The organism is Candidatus Hydrogenedentota bacterium (assembly GCA_035450225.1).
Taxonomy (GTDB): Bacteria; Hydrogenedentota; Hydrogenedentia; order Hydrogenedentales; family SLHB01; genus DSVR01.
The window spans coordinates 53,169-68,385 of sequence record DAOTMJ010000026.1 but is presented as its reverse complement, the minus strand read 5'-3'; the positions used below and the strand labels follow the sequence as shown (position 1 = coordinate 68,385).

Sequence of the window (15,217 nt, the reverse complement as noted above, 5' to 3'; positions counted from 1 at the left end):
AAATTGGGCGCGATTGCTGGGTAGGCAACCGCGCCGTGCGTTGGGGGAAGAACCCACGAAGGGGATTCGGGGGGGGCTATGGATATACACCTTAGGCGGTTGGAGCGATATTCGACTTGCCTTTCGTCTCGATGAGATCCGTCACGAACGAAAAAATCTGACCCAAAATGCGCGAAATCTGATCGCCCGGCGTCGTGTCGTCCGTGGCCTTGGCAACCGTCATGATTCGCAAATGTCTCATGTTCATACCTCCAATCAATCCTGCCTTCCTTGCCGCTTTCATTCATAAATACCACGCGTCGAAAAAAACGTTACATGCGCCTCGTAAAAAAAACGACATCATAAAAAACAAATCCGACCGATCCGGCTGATGGCCACGGGAAAAGACTTGCCTCAGAAGTGAATGCGGCACGTTACCCCCTCCCAATTTGATCTGCGTCAGGGATGACGCCGCCCCCATGTGCGGTTTCTGACGGCATCGTCCACGGGTCAAGCCTAATTCTTCGGCCCCATTGTCGAATTAAATCCAGGAGACAACAATGGCCGTCGTTGGCCATCGTCACGTCGCTTTTCGAAACAGGCAAGACACCGGAAGAAGCGCGACTACCTGACAGATTCGACACGAACGCGTTTCGTGTTGATACGATGGATTCGCAACACGTTGGAGACGCCCCGGAATTCGCCGTGGGTCCATTGGGCGGGATCGAGGGGTTTGTCGTCGGCTAGAACGGCGGGCTTGAAAGTAATTCGCAGGATCTCGTCGCCCCGAGGGTCGAAGGTCTCATACTCGATACAGTCCCTGCCGTAGGTGACTTGGGTGACGGTTGAGGTCGAACCAAGGATGTGATTCTCGTCTTCGGGGGCCATGTCGGGCATTTCAGCCATGCCGTCCATGAGGTGAGGCAGATAGTCCACGTAGGAATCGGAAAACCATGGGCGAACATAGCCGAGGCCGACGTAGTTCACGGCCCGTTCGCCTTCCGAATATTTGCTGAATGCGGAATACGTCGCCAGGGCAAATGATGCGCGCGCCTCTTCGCGGTCCTCGGGCTTGCCGGTGAATCCGTACCACAGCGCGACGACCGATGCGTAACGCGCGGTGTGGCTGCTCATTTCGAAGAAGCAGCCGTCCTGCTCGCGGATGCTCGTCGCGCCAAAGCGTTTTGTCGCGCCGAAACGGTTTCGCACCCACTCGATTAGTGCGGGCGCCTGCGTCCGCCAGTCGGAGGCGTCGTCGCGTACACGCAGCAGGTATCGCGCGGTTTCCATTGGAATTTGCTGGTTTAGGTTGGCGTTGATGTCGTTCTTGACGTCCTCGTAGTAGCCGGTCCACCGGTAATTTTTCATCGGATATTCGAGTATCCATCGCCAAAGCACCGCGCGCTTTTCCGGCAATGCGTTGTCCACGCCGTGTCCCAGCGCCATCAGCGCATCGAAAAAGATGACCGGTGCGACCATGTTCGCCGAATAGGGTTCGAGGACTTCACCTGTTTTAAGATTCACACGGAACGGCAACGGCGATCGATCCGCATCGCCATCCCGTATCTTCCCCGCGACAGTCTTCGCAATCTCCAGCGCCGCGTCGAGATACTTCCTTTCGCCGGTCAGTTTGTAAAACCGGAGATACCCTGATCCGACCATGCACATCTTGTCCGGCTCGGAGGTTTCATCGGTGTATTCGCCGTCCGGCGTGTCGTCCTGCGTGCGCGGAACATTCGGCCATGCCCAATCGCCGGGCGTATGGAACATAAGCACCCGGTCAAGCAGGAGGCGAACCGGCTTGAAAATATCCTTGTCGCCGCAATAGGCGTAATATCGCGCGAGCGTCTCGGCGGCATAGTAGACGTTCGATCCCTGGTTGTTCTGGTTGTTCTTGAACGTGGCCTCGGGCGTCAGACTCGACGTGACAAGAAACCACGGATCGTCGCCGAGCGTTGTTCGAACCGTGAAGCAGTGTTTCACATATTCCATGCTCCCACGAACAATCCGGTCATAGGACGTCCACGGCAGTAATCGCCCCTGCGCATCGAACACCGCCTCGTGATCGCAAAGTCTTTCGCCGGCCATTCCACCGGTCGAGATCATCATAGCCGCCAGCGCCGCCAACAGCCAAGACCCCGAAAAAGTAGTGTTCTCCACCCTTGCCGACAACATGGGCTGTAAACCATAACCAGCGATAGATGAATCCTTGGTCACCAATTTCAATCCGATCAAAATAAGGGATCAGCGGCAGAATCTTTCCGCGGTTGATCCACACGATTCAATATAGAGTTTCTTGAGCAACCGATCACTATTGGATTATCGCCGATCGTCCGATCTTTTTGCCGTTTTGCATGCGTGGTCCGCCTTGGCGTCCGGAACGGTTGGATCATCCGGCGCCAACTTGAAATACTCGTTGCAGACGTTCAGAATCTCGCTTACAACCGGAGGACATCCGGGGACAAAAGGATTGCCTTCGCGGTGCCTGGCCGTGCAATTGCCGACGCAGAGGGCGCCGGGCGGCAGGGAAGCGTGGCCTTTCCCTATGGCAATGGGTACTCTTGCGTTTTCCGCGTTTTCGCCAAACAAGCGTTTCCCGTGTTTTCGGAGAAACAGCATGAGGCTGGCCTGGCATGCGCTGCACGATTGATCGTCGAGCACGTTGACGTTTGAAAATTCGAGCGAGAGGTTTTTCGGGGGCAACGCGAAAGGGTTGCCGGCATCACGCCAGTTTTCCGGCAAGACGTGGATCTTACTGCCGTTGATAACGCCATGCCCCCGGTCGGCGCCCATCCGAAGATGGGGAATTTCAATCGCCGACACTCCCATTAATTCGCAAGCGACGGCATCCACCGCGAAGGGATCCACGCCGGCCACAATCGCGCCGAGTTCCTTCGCCTCGCCCGCGCTCGGGCCGAGACCCTCCATGCCGATGCTGCCGTCAATGATGGAGAGATGCGGCCGCAGCACCGACGACATGTCGGCAATGGCGATATCGAGAGGCTTTTCGTTCCATCCGGGGAGTGACGGCAGCATGTGAAGGTCCACTTTCGAGCGGCGCCACAGGCATCCCTTCATATTCTTGACGGCCAACGTCACCCCTGTGTGCATGTGCATCTTCATCACGGGAATGGACACAATGATGTCATACTCGAATACTTCCGGGCACACTTTGATGTTGTGGATGGCCACGCCGTCGGGAATGGTCATTGGAACGTAGGGGCGCGCGTCCATGTCAATCAGCGGACAGTGTCGCTTTTCGGCCACGGCCGTAATCCCACACAGATCAAAGGCTTCAAGGGCCTTTACGCCCGTGATGGGGCTTTCGCCGATCGCGACATCGGCCCCGGCCTCCCGGAAGGCGTCAATGGCGGCGGCAATGACCTCCGGGTGGGTGTTGACACCCTTCAACGGCTCCACAAGGCGTCCGGCATTTGGCTTCAACAAGACCCTGCGTCCGGCGGCGGGAGACAGATCGATGCGCTGCAGAACGTTGCGCGTGTTCTCATAAGGTCCCGCGCCCCATGTCACAAAAACACGCGGCGCCGCCTTGTCCACCTCAAACGGGTTCGGGGCCAGCCTTTTTTCGATTGCCATGATTCTTCCTGGGAACCGTCAATCCGTCCGCGTTGTTTCCTGGCCCGTGTCAGGCCGCATATCGTTGCCCGGTCACCGTGCCTGCAAATGCGCCAAAGTGAAGTTCCATTATACATTTCCTCATCGGCTGCGAGAAAATGGAATGTCCGTTCGATTCGATCATCCGCTTCGCGGACAAAGTCTTCGGTCTCCTGCCGCAATCATGACCAGGATTCAGGGCAGGTCCGGCATCCAAACCGGAATTATCGGCGCGTGAATATTCACGCCCGCCAAGGACGTTCGCGCCGGGTTTCCGCGAGAATTCTTCGCGCGACGGCAACATCTTCGGCGACTTGGAAATCGAACATGCCCACGCAAATAAAGTCCGCCCCGTTTTCAAAGGCATAACGAAAACCGATTTCCGGCGGGATGGCGCCCGCGGCAAGCACCTTGAACGCGATCCATGGTTTTTCGACCATTTTCATCGCGGCAATGGTCTTTTCCGGTTCGTGGCACCAGAAATTGTCGTGGCGATCTTCGATGACTTCCGTGGGCTGATCGGGCCGCCGACGTGACCAATAGTCGTTGGAGTGAAGCGTCTTGACATAGAAATCGGGATTGACGCCCGCTTTTTCGCATTCGAGCACGACGTCAAGGGAATGGGCGCCGACCCCGGCAGGCACACCACATGCCTTGATAAACTCGACGGTCTGCGCGAGGGTATCGAGGTGTCCCATCTTGATCAGCCGATCGCCCACCGCGCCCTGAATATACGCCATGCAGGCGCCGTTGTCCACCACGGCCGTTACGCTGGCTTTGACGTTGGCCGGCATGGGATGCACTTCGGAAATCCATTGTATCTTTCCGCCGCGCTCGCGCCAGTAACGGTTGATTACAGGGCCGGAAACGGGATTTGTAAGGATCGCGTTGACACCGTGCTCTTCGCAAACCTGAAGCGTTTCCATGATTTTTGCGTCGGTGTTGTAGGCTTTGAACAAGCGCGAAACATAGATGAGGTCACGGCTGTGGGCCCAGCCGCCAATCAGGTTTCCGCCGCAAATCACGCGACTGATGGAAAGGTTTCCGATCGCGCCTGTCGGACATGATTCACGGGACGGTTGCGCGGGGCGTTGTGCGTCCGTCTGCGACAATTGCATGAGAAACGCCCGTTCTTCCGGGCCGGCCCCGGATGCCATACCGGCGGCCAGCGCGCCTTTCAGGAATTTTCTGCGCACCATGCGATCGTTCAAGGTTTTTCCTTTTCCGTCATGATTTTGCGTCGGGATTGGGCGTCGGAAACCGGGCGCCGACATCTTTCTGCCAGCGGTGCAGCATGGCGCGGAGTGTACGGACTTTCTCCGGCTTTTCGGAGGCCATGTTGCGCTTTTCGGAAAGGTCTTCGCGCAGATTGTAGAGTTCCGGCGGACGCTCCTCGAAGAATTCGATCAGTTTCCAATCGCCCGCGCGAATCGCCGCGCCGGGCGTTCCGCCCTGGTTGCCATAATGGGGGTAATGCCAATAGAGGGCATCGCGTTTCGGCCTCTTGCCGCCCTTGAGCAACCCGGCGAAACTCATGCCGTCCACATGCTGCCGTGGTTTTGCGGGCAGGCCGGCCATGTCGAGCATCGTCGGATAGAAGTCCGTGCTGATGACCGGCTCGCCGCATACCGTTCCCGGTTGGGCTACGCCGGGCCATTTCACGATCATCGGCTCGCGAATGCCGCCCTCGTACAGCCAGCCCTTCCCCCCGCGCAGGGGCAGGTTCGAGGTGGCATGCCCCTCGGCGGTGCTGAGGCCGCCGTTGTCCGACATGAAGAACACGATGGTGTTGTCCGCGATGCCGAGTTCGTCCAGGGCATTCAGCACATTTCCCACGGCCTGATCCATCGCCTCGACCATGCCGGCATACACCGGATGGCTTTGCACCATGCGGACATCCCTGTCGCCTTCCCGTCCCCACACCGGTTCTTGGGAATCCAGCGCCGCCGCTTTTTTTTCGTATTTCGCCTTCAGATCCTCGCGCGCCTGAAGCGGAACATGCACCGAATAAAACGACAGATAGGCCAGAAACGGCCCGTCCTTGTGTTCGCGCATGAAGCGCACCGTTTCCTCGGCCAGCCGGGCGGGCAGATGTTCGCCGGGCGGGCCGCTTTCGAGTTTGGGATTTTTGTACGGCGAAAAATAACCGCCCGGCGGTCCGCCGAAACGATGACCGCCCTTGTTGATGTCGAAACCTTGTTCCTCGGGCAGAAATCCGTCGCCGCCCAAGTGCCACTTGCCCGCGAAGAAGGTCGAATAACCCGCTTCCTTCAATGCCTCCGCAATGGTTATTTCCTCCAGCGGCAAGTGATCGAGATACGGCGCGGGCAACAGCGGCTTGTTCTGGGTCCAATGATGGGCGACCTTGTCGGGTTGCGGCGCCCCAAAGTAATCCGTGGTTCCCAGCCGCGCCGGATACTTGCCGGTCATGATGCTTGCACGGGTCGGACTGCACACCGGACATGCCGCGTAGGCGCTGGTGAACCGCACGCCTTCATTCGCCAACCGGTCGAGATGGGGCGTCTCGTAGAACGTGCTGCCGAAACAGCCGAGGTCGCGCCAGCCCAGATCGTCCACGAGGATAAAAACGAAATTCGGGCGTCGAACGGCCGGCGATTCCGCGCTCCACGCATGGCCGGCCCAACAGGCCGCGCCCAGTCCCGCAGCCTTCAAAAAATCCCTCCGTGACAGCATGGCGATGCTCCTCCTGAACCGTCCGGCCCCATGCTATCGCCGGCACACCGGAGAGTCAACTTGCCCCTCCTCCAATTACACCCGTAAAATCTTGTCTTCCAGTAAAAAGCGAGGCGCAAGAGGGGATGCCCTTGCGCCTCGTTGCCTTTGTGTCTCGTTGATCCGAAATTACACGCGCGAACGCTCCGTGTACTTCGTGTGGAGCAGTTGGTGCGACTTGTGGCCGTTGGGTTCGCCGAGGAATTCCTTGTAGATTCGGGTAACGTCGGGATTCTCGTGCGACTTGCGGATCTGTTTGCCCTCGTCTTCCTTGTAGATGGCGGCGATGCGCGCAAGGCGGACGCTGTTGTCGGTCATGCGGGGCTGTCCGCCGCCGCCGATACAGCCGCCGGGGCAGGTCATCACTTCGATGAAGTGATAGGTGGCCGCGCCGGACTTGATCCGTTCCATCAGTTTGTGGACATTTCCAAGGCCGTGCGTCACCGCGACTCTCGCCGTCACGCCCTTCAGGAAGGACCACTCGGGAACTGTTTCGGTGAACGTGACCGCAGCTTCTTTGATGCCTTCGAGGCCGACGATCGGCGTTACATGGAAGTTCTCGAATGGTAACGGTTTTCCGGTCACGATCTCGTAGACGGTGCGCAGGGCCGCTTCCATCACGCCGCCGGTGTTCGCAAAAATATCCGCCGCGCCCGATCCTTCGGTCATCGGGGAATCCATTTTGTCATCGGGCAGGCTGTTGAAATCAATGCCTGCCTGCGTAATCATGCGTCCAAGTTCGCGCGTTGTAAGGACCACGTCCACATCGCGCACACCGCTGGCGTTCATTTCGGGCCGCTGACTCTCGAATTTTTTCGCGGTGCACGGCATGATGGACACGACGAACATGTCCTCCGGCTTCTTGCCGATCTTCTCGGCGTAGTATGTCTTGGCCAGCGCGCCGAACATCTGCTGCGGCGATTTGCATGTCGAAACGTTCGGCAGCATTTCCGGATAGAAGTATTCGATGAACTTGATCCACCCCGGCGAGCAACTCGTGAACATCGGCAACGCCACGGGCTCCTTGTCCACCAACGCCTTCTTCAGGCGCGTAAGGAGTTCCGTCCCCTCTTCGAGAATGGTCAGGTCCGCCGCGAAATTCGTGTCGAACACAGCATCGAAACCCAGCCGCCGCAGCGCGCTGACCATCTTACCCGTGACCAGCGTGCCCGGCGGGTTGCCGAAGCATTCGCCGAGCGCGGCGCGGATGGCCGGGGCCGTCTGGACCACGACGGTCTTCGTTGGATCCTCGAGGGCCGCCCAAACTTCCGCAATCTGGTCTTTCTCGGTGATCGCGCCGACGGGGCACACCGCGCCGCATTGGCCGCATTGCACGCACACAACGTCGTCGAGATCGCCGCAAAACGCCGGGCCGACCACCGTGTCAAATCCGCGGTTTTGCGCAAAGAGTCCCCCGACTCCCTGCGTTTCACGGCAGACCGTCACGCAACGGCGGCACAGGATGCACTTTCCACTGTCCCGGACGAGAGCGGGCGTCGAATTGTCAATGAAACTTTTACTCTTCTCGCCGGGAAAACGGATGTCGCGGATTCCGAGATCGGCGGCCAGTTCCTGCAGTTCGCAGTCGGCGCTGCGGGCGCAGGTCTGGCAGTCTCCCTGGTGATCGGAGAGCAACAGTTCGACCACCGTCTTGCGGGCCTCGCGCACGCGCTTGCGCTGCGTGTAAACCTTCATGCCTTCGGTCACGGGCGTGACGCACGAGGCGACCAGCGTCCGCGCGCCTTCCACTTCGACCAGACACACGCGGCACGCGCCGATGGCCTGCAAATCCTTCAAGTAACACAAAGTCGGAATCTTGACACCGGCTTTTTGCGCGGCATTCAAAATTGATGTTCCTTCCGGGACTTCCACCCGGACATCGTCAACCGTCAACGTTGGCATATTTTTTCTCCTCAAACGGCGCTTGCCGGGTTATACTTCGCACGTCGAGCGGTAGTCGCAGCGCAGGCAGCGTTTCGCCTCGCGAATCGCCGCCGATTCCGTCAACGCGACTTCCACTTCGTTGAAGTTGTTCTTGCGTTTGTTCACGGGGATCATCTTCATCTTCGCCCGCGGATAATCAACCGGATCGGCATCCGGATCGAATTCGGTGTCCACCTGTTCGATGCCGCGCCAGAACGCGTGTTCTTCGCCGGTCAGGAACTTGTCAATGCCGACCGCCGCGCGTTCACCGTCACCGATGGCGTCCGCCACCGACATCGGACCCGTCGCCGCATCACCGCCGCAGAACACCCACGGCACCGAGGTTTGCCCGGAGAGCGGATCCGCGGCAATGTATTTGCTCGCGGTAAGATTCAACGAAACCCCGTCCATCACTTCCGCCGTATCGAGCGATTGGCCGATGGCCGCAATAACCTGATCCACCTCGAGCACGAAGGTGCTGTCGCCGGACACTTCCGGACGGCGCCGGCCGCTCTTGTCGAATTCGCCCAGGAACATCCGGTTGCATTTCACCCCCGCGGCCTTGCCGTTCTCGACAATGATTTCAGCGGGAGCGACCAGCGTCTGAATCGCGACGCCTTCGCGTTCGGCTTCTTCGATCTCTTCCTTGTAGGCCGGCATTTCCTCGCGCGTACGGCGATACAGAATCGTCACCGATTTCGCGCCGAGGCGCAAAGCCGTGCGCGCCGCGTCAATGGCCGCATTGCCGCCGCCGATGACCGCCACGCGCTCGCCGACCTTCGCCGTTCCGGTCAGGTTGTACTCGCGCAGGAATTGCATCCCGTCCGCGACACCCTCGGCATCCTCGCCCGCGATCCGCAGTTTGGACCCCTTCGGCGCGCCAACGGCGACGAATACCGCTTCGTAGCCCTGTTCACGCAGACCGGACAGGGTGAAATCCCTGCCCAGACGCTTGCCGGTCTGGATGGAAACGCCCAGTTTTTCGATCATGCGAATCTCGCGCGCCACTTCCTCCCGCGGAAGCCGGTACGCCGGAATGGCTTGGACCAGCATGCCGCCCGGGACCGATTCGGACTCGAATACATCGGGACGATAACCGAGACGGGCCAAGAAATAGGCGCACGTCAGACCCGCCGGCCCCGCGCCGACAATCGCAATCTTGCGTTTGGCGTTGGCGGGATTTTCACGCACACTCGGCATCTGCACACTGGTTTCCTTCTCGACCATGAACCGCTTCACGCCGCGGATGGCCACGGGCTGGTCGAGGTTGCTGCGCCGGCACTTGTCCTCGCAGGTGTGGAAGCACACACGCGCGCAAATCGAAACGAACGGATTGGTTTCCCGGTGCAGTTTTAGCGCTTCCTCGTACCGGCCTTCCGCCACGAGCGAAACGAAACCGGGCACGTAAACGTTCGCCGGGCACGCGCTCATGCACGGTGCGCGCACAAGGCCGGGGCACACACCGGCGCGGCAATGTTTTTGCCGGATGTGCTCGTCGTATTCTTCGCGGAAGTGACGAATGGTCGAAAGCACCGGATTCGGGGCTGTCTGGCCAAGTCCGCACAATGCCGTGTCCTTGATCTGCTCGCCGAGTTCGATGAGTTTTTCGACATCGCCCTCGACACCCTCGCCGTTGCAAATGCGCGTGACGATTTCGAGCATGCGCTTGGTGCCGATGCGGCACGGAGGGCACTTGCCGCAGGACTCGTCCTGCACGAAATCGAGGAAGAATCGCGCCATGTCCACCATGCACGTGTCTTCGTCCATGACAATAAGGCCGCCGGAACCCATAATCGCGCCCAATTGCGTCAGCGCTTCATAATCCACCGGCACATTCAGATGTTCCTTTGGAATGCAACCGCCCGAGGGGCCGCCCATTTGCGCCGCCTTGAATTTCTTGCCGTTTGGAATGCCGCCGCCGATGTCGTAAATGATCTCACCCAGCGGCGTGCCGATCGGAATTTCCACGAGGCCGGTGTTGTTGACGGCGCCCGCCAGCGCAAACACCTTGGTGCCCTTGCTCTTTTCGGTGCCCATCGAGGCGTACCATTCGGCGCCCTTCAGGATAATCACCGGAATATTGGCATAGGTTTCGACGTTGTTGAGCAGGCTCGGCTTGCCCCACAGGCCCTTGATCGCCGGAAACGGCGGACGCGGACGCGGCTCGCCGCGGTTGCCTTCTATCGAAGTCATCAACGCCGTTTCTTCGCCGCAAACGAACGCGCCCGACCCCATGCGGATTTCAAGATCAAAATTGAACCCCGTGCCCATGATGTTTTCGCCGAGCAGACCGTACTCCCGCGCCTGCTCGAGCGCCTTGCCGAGCCGTTCGACCGCCAAGGGATATTCGGCGCGGACATACACATAACCCTGGTCCGAACCAATGGCGTAGGCCGCAATGGCCATGGCTTCGATCACGCTGTGCGGATCGCCCTCGAGCACGCTGCGATCCATGAACGCGCCCGGATCGCCCTCGTCCGCATTGCACAGCACGTACTTCTTGTCGCCCGGCGCTTTGCGCGTGAAATTCCATTTCATGCCCGTGCTGAATCCCGCGCCGCCGCGCCCGCGCAGGCCGGACTTCGTTACGACGTCAATGACTTCTTCGGGCTTCATTTCCGTGAGCACCTTCGCCAGCGCCTGATAGCCGTCCCGCGCGATGTACTCGTCAATATTCGTCGGATCGATTACGCCGCAGTTCCGCAGCACGACTTTGGTCTGCTCGCGGAAGAATCCGATTTCCGACAGCGCCGGAACGATTTGCGCCGACACCGATTTGTGCGCCAACCGTTCGACGATGCGGCCCTTCAACAAATGCTCTTTGACCACTTCTTCCGCATCGGCGGGTTTCACGCCTTGGTAAAACACACCCTCGGGATACACCACCATGACTGGTCCCACCGCGCAAGGTCCGAGACATCCGGTCTCGATGACGCTGACCTCGTCCGCCAAGCCTTCCTTCTGAAGCGCCGTCTGGATGGCCGCGCTGACTTCGAGCGCACCCGAAGCCACGCATCCCGCGCCGGCGCACACCAGAATGTGCGATCGTTTCTTGCCCATGCTGTCCAACTCCTTCTTCATTGGCGCCCGGTTCCTCGAACCGGCGCGCTTCCGTTGTCCAAGCGCCTACTGCGCCAACCGTTACCTCGAAATCAGATAATCCACGACAGGATTGCCCGTCAGGATGTGTTCCTGCACGATTCGATGAACCTTGTTGCGATCCAGTTTGCCGTAGCGAAACGTCTGGCCGAACTTGTCGGTCAGCGTGAACATGGGTTCACGGTCGCACAGACCCGCGCAGCCCGATTGCCGCAGCGTCACGTTGTCGGCATTGGCTGTGTCCAATTCGTCCATCAGGCACGACATGACGTCACGTGCGCCGGCCGCGATGCCGCAGGTGCCCATGTGCACGGTAATCTGAATTTCCTTCGGACCGCTTCTCAGATCCACCTCGGCCTTGGCCTTGTCGCGAATGGCCTTGAGATCCGCGGGACTCGCTATTTTCTTCGACATGGTTGTTCTCCTTATTGATTCGCCCGCGGCCTACTTCGCCGCCGCCATGGCTGGTTCCCTATATTGATCGAGGATAGCCTGAATCTTGGCCGGTTTTACCCGTTGATGGACTTCCTCGTCTATCATGATCGCGGGGGCCAGTCCGCATGCGCCGAAGCACCGCGCCACATCGAGCGAAAACGTCCGATCCTCGGTCGTCCCGCCGACGTCAATGTTCAGTTTGTGCTTGATCGCGTCGAGCACCTGCTTGCCGCCGCGCACATAGCACGCCGTTCCCAGGCACACGCGGATCATGTGCTTGCCCCGCGGCACCGTCGAGAAGAACGAATAAAACCCGACGACGCCCGCCACCTCGCTGTACGACTTGTTCAGTCCCAAGCTGATTTTTTTCAGCGCCTCTTCCGGCAGATAGCCGAAGATGCCCTGCGCGATCTGCAAGACCGGGATCAGCGCCCCGGGCTTGTCGCGGTACTCGGCAATAACTTCGTCGAGCCGGACGAGGAGTTCATCCAACGACGCCTCTTCGCCGCACGTGCAACATCCCTTCTGTTCCGTCATTTCCTTCTTCCTTTCTTGTTTGGCCACTGCCAATCGCCTCTCCAAAAACGGCGTACTTCTATCTTCAGCACCACACGCCACTGACTATGGGCTGTTTTCCTCATGCCGAACTCCCGATGGCCGCGAGCCCGCAACGAATCTTTTCCGAAACCCTCCGCGCGATGGCCAAGCCGCAACGTTCGTTCGCGCCAAATTCCTTGGCGATATCCGATACACGCACCGTGCATTCGCCATTGACCGTGCTGAACCGACACCAGAGATCCAGGTGGGGATTTGTGCAGACCACCGAAGACAACGTGGCGGCCAGATCGCCCAACGGCTTTCGATCAATGTCCTTCAGGCGCATCGTGACCCGGACGGCCACGCCGCCCAATGGCGACTTTTCGATGACAAGCGAGCCGCCGGCCTGTTCCGCCGCCGCGCGAAAAAGACTGAGCCCAAGCCCTGTCCGCTTTCCTTCCTTGGTGGTGAAGAACGGATCAAGCGCATTCTCCGGCGCCACCGGCAAGCCGGTTCCGTTGTCTTCGACAAGAATTTCGATTCGATCCTCCTGCGGTCGTTCCGTAATTGTCACGGCGATGACCGACGCATCGGCCCGAATGGCGTTTTCGATCAAATCGAGGATGTGCAGCGACAATTCATACACGGACGCCGCCCTCCCGCCCCGTAATGCGCCGTCCGCTTTCTCCGCGAAACGCTCGCATCAACTCGTCGAACGTGGCCTGGTTCAGCGTGAAAAACGTGCGGCACGATCCGATATCGCCCAAGAAATGGCTGTCCGACGAGGACACCATGGGCAAACCCAGCGATTCGAATTCGGACTCGCGCCCGTTGTCCATGCCCGCCGCCGATATTTCGATTCCGTCGAAGCCGGCATCCGCCGGAAACAGGCCGAGTTGGCTGATTACCGAATGGGAAGGACGATCCACATGGGAAGCGACCGCCAATCCCCTGTTGCGCCGGATAAGCGCAATGGCATCGCTCAATGGAAACCCGGACGCCATGAACAACATGCGGCCGTCCACATCCAGCATCCGGCCCGCCGCGTCCATCACGATTTGCCGTCCGTACATTTTCGTCACGTCTCGAACGGCGGGAAGCGTCTCGCGCACTTCCCCGCCGGCCGCCTCCGCTGAGGCCGCATCGGGAAACAAGCCCAATACATGCGCCTCTTCCGCCGTCGTGATTTCCATGCCGGCAATCACCGAAAGCGCATCCCCGGCGGCCGCCTGAACCGCCGCCGCGTTGCCCGCGCTGTTGTGATCGCAGATCGCTATCATGTCCAAACCCTGTTTCAACGCCGCCGCCACAATGGCGGGCGGCGTCATCTCGTCATCCGCACACGCCGACAGCGCCGTGTGTATATGCAAGTCCGCCGTGAAGCGTCTCACTGCCGCGCATCCTTTACCGTCCGCCGGCGCACGACTCCTCATGCGTGCCGCGCAAGCCCAACGCATACAGACGTCCCGCCACATCGAACGCACACTCCGGCGTCGCGAACAACGCAATCCCTTCCTTCACCGCCATCGTGCGGACATCCTCGCCCGGACGCCGTCCCGCCGGAAAAATGACCGCCGACAATTCGGCATGAACCGCCACCGCGATGACGTTCATGTGAACTTGGATCGTAATCAACACCCCGCCCCGCGGCGCATGCGCCAGCACATCGCTGAGCAGATCCGATGAATAGCCCCCCGCCACAACCAACGGCTTGTCCAGCGAGACCTCCGGCGTCAGACATTCCAGTCCCAATGCGTCCGCCATCTCTTTCAGGTTCATGCCCTGATTCTCCTTGAAACCGCTGCTTCGCAGGCTGCCAGCGACCTCTCGAAACGAGCTGTTAAAATTTTCACAAACTATTTAGAGCAAGCGCCATGCCAAAATACAGCCCTCCATCTATCTGGATAAAATACGGTAATAAAAGAGTTTACAAGAGGGGACGCCATGGCTTTTTATCGCAACCCATGTGCATAAATCTCCCATGTGTAATTTATGCACAAAATCGCGCACAATAGATGGAAACCGCCTACCGGGCCAAAGAAGCAATAAACGAGGCAATACCGCTCAAATAATTAGCACTGAACATACCGTCGTTGTGATCGCCTCTGATTTCGAGGAAGCGTTTCGGTTCGCGCGCGCGATCAAATAGGGCACGCCCATGGGCAAAGGGAATCAACGAATCGTTGGGGCTATGCACCACAAGCAGCGGGCATGATATGCGCGCGAGTTTGGCGATCGTATTGAAACGGTCGCGGATGAACGGCTTGACATACAGGAAGGGCAGCATTTCCTGGGCAACGTCCGGCAGTGAAGTGAACGTGCTTTGCAAAATCAGGGCGGCGGGCGTGATTTCGGTGGCGAGTTGCGCGGCCACGCCCCCGCCGATGCTGTGGCCGATAAGGACAATGTTCCGGGGAGGAATCTTGCGGGCCTCCGTGAGCCATCGCCATGCGGCGCGTCCATCCTCGTACAGGCGCGATTCGGACGGGCGGCCCGTGCTGCGTCCGTAACCGCCGTAATCGAAGAGGAGAATGGCAAAGCCCGCGTTATGGAACATAACGCCCGCGTCGAGCCAATCGGACAGCGTGCCGCCGTTGCCGCGGCAGAACAACACGGTGTACTGGGCGTTGTCGCAAGGGAAAAACCACGCATTCGTGATCTTGCCGCCGGAAACGGGCAGATACAGATCCTCGTGGATGAGCCGGTAAGGCGCCTGATCCGGCGTTCGGTATATTTCGCGCGACACGGGAAAGACAAGCCGGCGTTGCGCGAAGAACAGCAGGGCCATGAATCCCGCAAGGGAAAGAACGGCAATCGTAATCATGCTTGCGAACATGTGTTTGGCCACATCGCGCTTCGGGTTGCGAGCGACGTTTTCATCCTTCATCCTTCACCC

The 15,217-nt window shown here is 59.3% G+C and carries 13 protein-coding genes; all 13 read right to left on the bottom strand.

Annotated elements, in window-relative coordinates:
* Nucleotides 1–91: 91 nt before the first annotated feature.
* Complete coding sequence (locus P5540_13830; protein ID HRT65895.1) at nucleotides 92–241, bottom strand: hypothetical protein; 150 nt, start codon at nucleotides 239–241, stop codon at nucleotides 92–94.
* Nucleotides 242–603: 362 nt separating this feature from the next.
* Nucleotides 604–2,154 (bottom strand): hypothetical protein, encoded by a 1,551-nt coding sequence (locus P5540_13825; protein ID HRT65894.1) that lies wholly within the window; start codon nucleotides 2,152–2,154, stop codon nucleotides 604–606.
* A 144-nt stretch (nucleotides 2,155–2,298) separates the two neighbouring features.
* The gene (locus P5540_13820) at nucleotides 2,299–3,576 is read right to left on the bottom strand and encodes a DUF362 domain-containing protein (GenBank protein ID HRT65893.1); all 1,278 of its coding nucleotides are present in this window, start codon (nucleotides 3,574–3,576) and stop codon (nucleotides 2,299–2,301) included.
* A 260-nt stretch (nucleotides 3,577–3,836) separates the two neighbouring features.
* Nucleotides 3,837–4,805 carry a hypothetical protein gene (locus tag P5540_13815; GenBank protein ID HRT65892.1) on the bottom strand — a complete coding sequence of 323 codons (969 nt, stop codon included), beginning with the start codon at nucleotides 4,803–4,805 and terminating at the stop codon, nucleotides 3,837–3,839.
* Nucleotides 4,806–4,821: 16 nt separating this feature from the next.
* Nucleotides 4,822–6,288 (bottom strand): sulfatase, encoded by a 1,467-nt coding sequence (locus P5540_13810; protein HRT65891.1) that lies wholly within the window; start codon nucleotides 6,286–6,288, stop codon nucleotides 4,822–4,824.
* Between the two features lie 168 nt (nucleotides 6,289–6,456).
* Nucleotides 6,457–8,229, bottom strand: a complete 1,773-nt coding sequence (locus tag P5540_13805) for an NADH-dependent [FeFe] hydrogenase, group A6 (protein ID HRT65890.1) — start codon at nucleotides 8,227–8,229, stop codon at nucleotides 6,457–6,459.
* Between the two features lie 30 nt (nucleotides 8,230–8,259).
* On the bottom strand, nucleotides 8,260–11,331 hold the full coding sequence (gene nuoF, locus P5540_13800; protein ID HRT65889.1) for an NADH-quinone oxidoreductase subunit NuoF: 3,072 nt from the start codon (nucleotides 11,329–11,331) through the stop codon (nucleotides 8,260–8,262).
* A 60-nt stretch (nucleotides 11,332–11,391) separates the two neighbouring features.
* Entirely contained in the window at nucleotides 11,392–11,763 is a 372-nt protein-coding gene (locus P5540_13795) for a (2Fe-2S) ferredoxin domain-containing protein (protein ID HRT65888.1), read from the bottom strand.
* 30 nt (nucleotides 11,764–11,793) lie between these two features.
* Nucleotides 11,794–12,321 carry an NAD(P)H-dependent oxidoreductase subunit E gene (locus P5540_13790; protein HRT65887.1) on the bottom strand — a complete coding sequence of 176 codons (528 nt, stop codon included), beginning with the start codon at nucleotides 12,319–12,321 and terminating at the stop codon, nucleotides 11,794–11,796.
* Nucleotides 12,322–12,421: 100 nt separating this feature from the next.
* On the bottom strand, nucleotides 12,422–12,967 hold the full coding sequence (locus P5540_13785; GenBank protein ID HRT65886.1) for an ATP-binding protein: 546 nt from the start codon (nucleotides 12,965–12,967) through the stop codon (nucleotides 12,422–12,424).
* Complete coding sequence (locus P5540_13780; GenBank protein HRT65885.1) at nucleotides 12,960–13,712, bottom strand: PHP-associated domain-containing protein; 753 nt, start codon at nucleotides 13,710–13,712, stop codon at nucleotides 12,960–12,962. Before P5540_13780 ends, P5540_13785 begins: the two co-directional genes overlap by 8 nt.
* A gap of 13 nt (nucleotides 13,713–13,725) precedes the next feature.
* Entirely contained in the window at nucleotides 13,726–14,100 is a 375-nt protein-coding gene (locus tag P5540_13775) for a serine kinase (GenBank protein ID HRT65884.1), read from the bottom strand.
* Nucleotides 14,101–14,347: 247 nt separating this feature from the next.
* Nucleotides 14,348–15,208, bottom strand: a complete 861-nt coding sequence (locus P5540_13770) for an alpha/beta hydrolase (protein HRT65883.1) — start codon at nucleotides 15,206–15,208, stop codon at nucleotides 14,348–14,350.
* Between the last annotated feature and the right edge of the window lie 9 nt (nucleotides 15,209–15,217).

Coding starts and splice junctions, on each gene's coding strand:
- P5540_13825 (HRT65894.1), bottom strand. CDS start 2,154: ATGTTGTCGGCAAGGGTGGAGAACACTACTTTTTCGGGGTCTTGGCTG.
- P5540_13795 (HRT65888.1), bottom strand. CDS start 11,763: ATGTCGAAGAAAATAGCGAGTCCCGCGGATCTCAAGGCCATTCGCGAC.
- nuoF (HRT65889.1), bottom strand. CDS start 11,331: ATGAAGAAGGAGTTGGACAGCATGGGCAAGAAACGATCGCACATTCTG.
- P5540_13770 (HRT65883.1), bottom strand. CDS start 15,208: ATGAAGGATGAAAACGTCGCTCGCAACCCGAAGCGCGATGTGGCCAAA.
- P5540_13805 (HRT65890.1), bottom strand. CDS start 8,229: ATGCCAACGTTGACGGTTGACGATGTCCGGGTGGAAGTCCCGGAAGGA.
- P5540_13775 (HRT65884.1), bottom strand. CDS start 14,100: ATGAACCTGAAAGAGATGGCGGACGCATTGGGACTGGAATGTCTGACG.
- P5540_13810 (HRT65891.1), bottom strand. CDS start 6,288: ATGCTGTCACGGAGGGATTTTTTGAAGGCTGCGGGACTGGGCGCGGCC.
- P5540_13790 (HRT65887.1), bottom strand. CDS start 12,321: ATGACGGAACAGAAGGGATGTTGCACGTGCGGCGAAGAGGCGTCGTTG.
- P5540_13820 (HRT65893.1), bottom strand. CDS start 3,576: ATGGCAATCGAAAAAAGGCTGGCCCCGAACCCGTTTGAGGTGGACAAG.
- P5540_13830 (HRT65895.1), bottom strand. CDS start 241: ATGAGACATTTGCGAATCATGACGGTTGCCAAGGCCACGGACGACACG.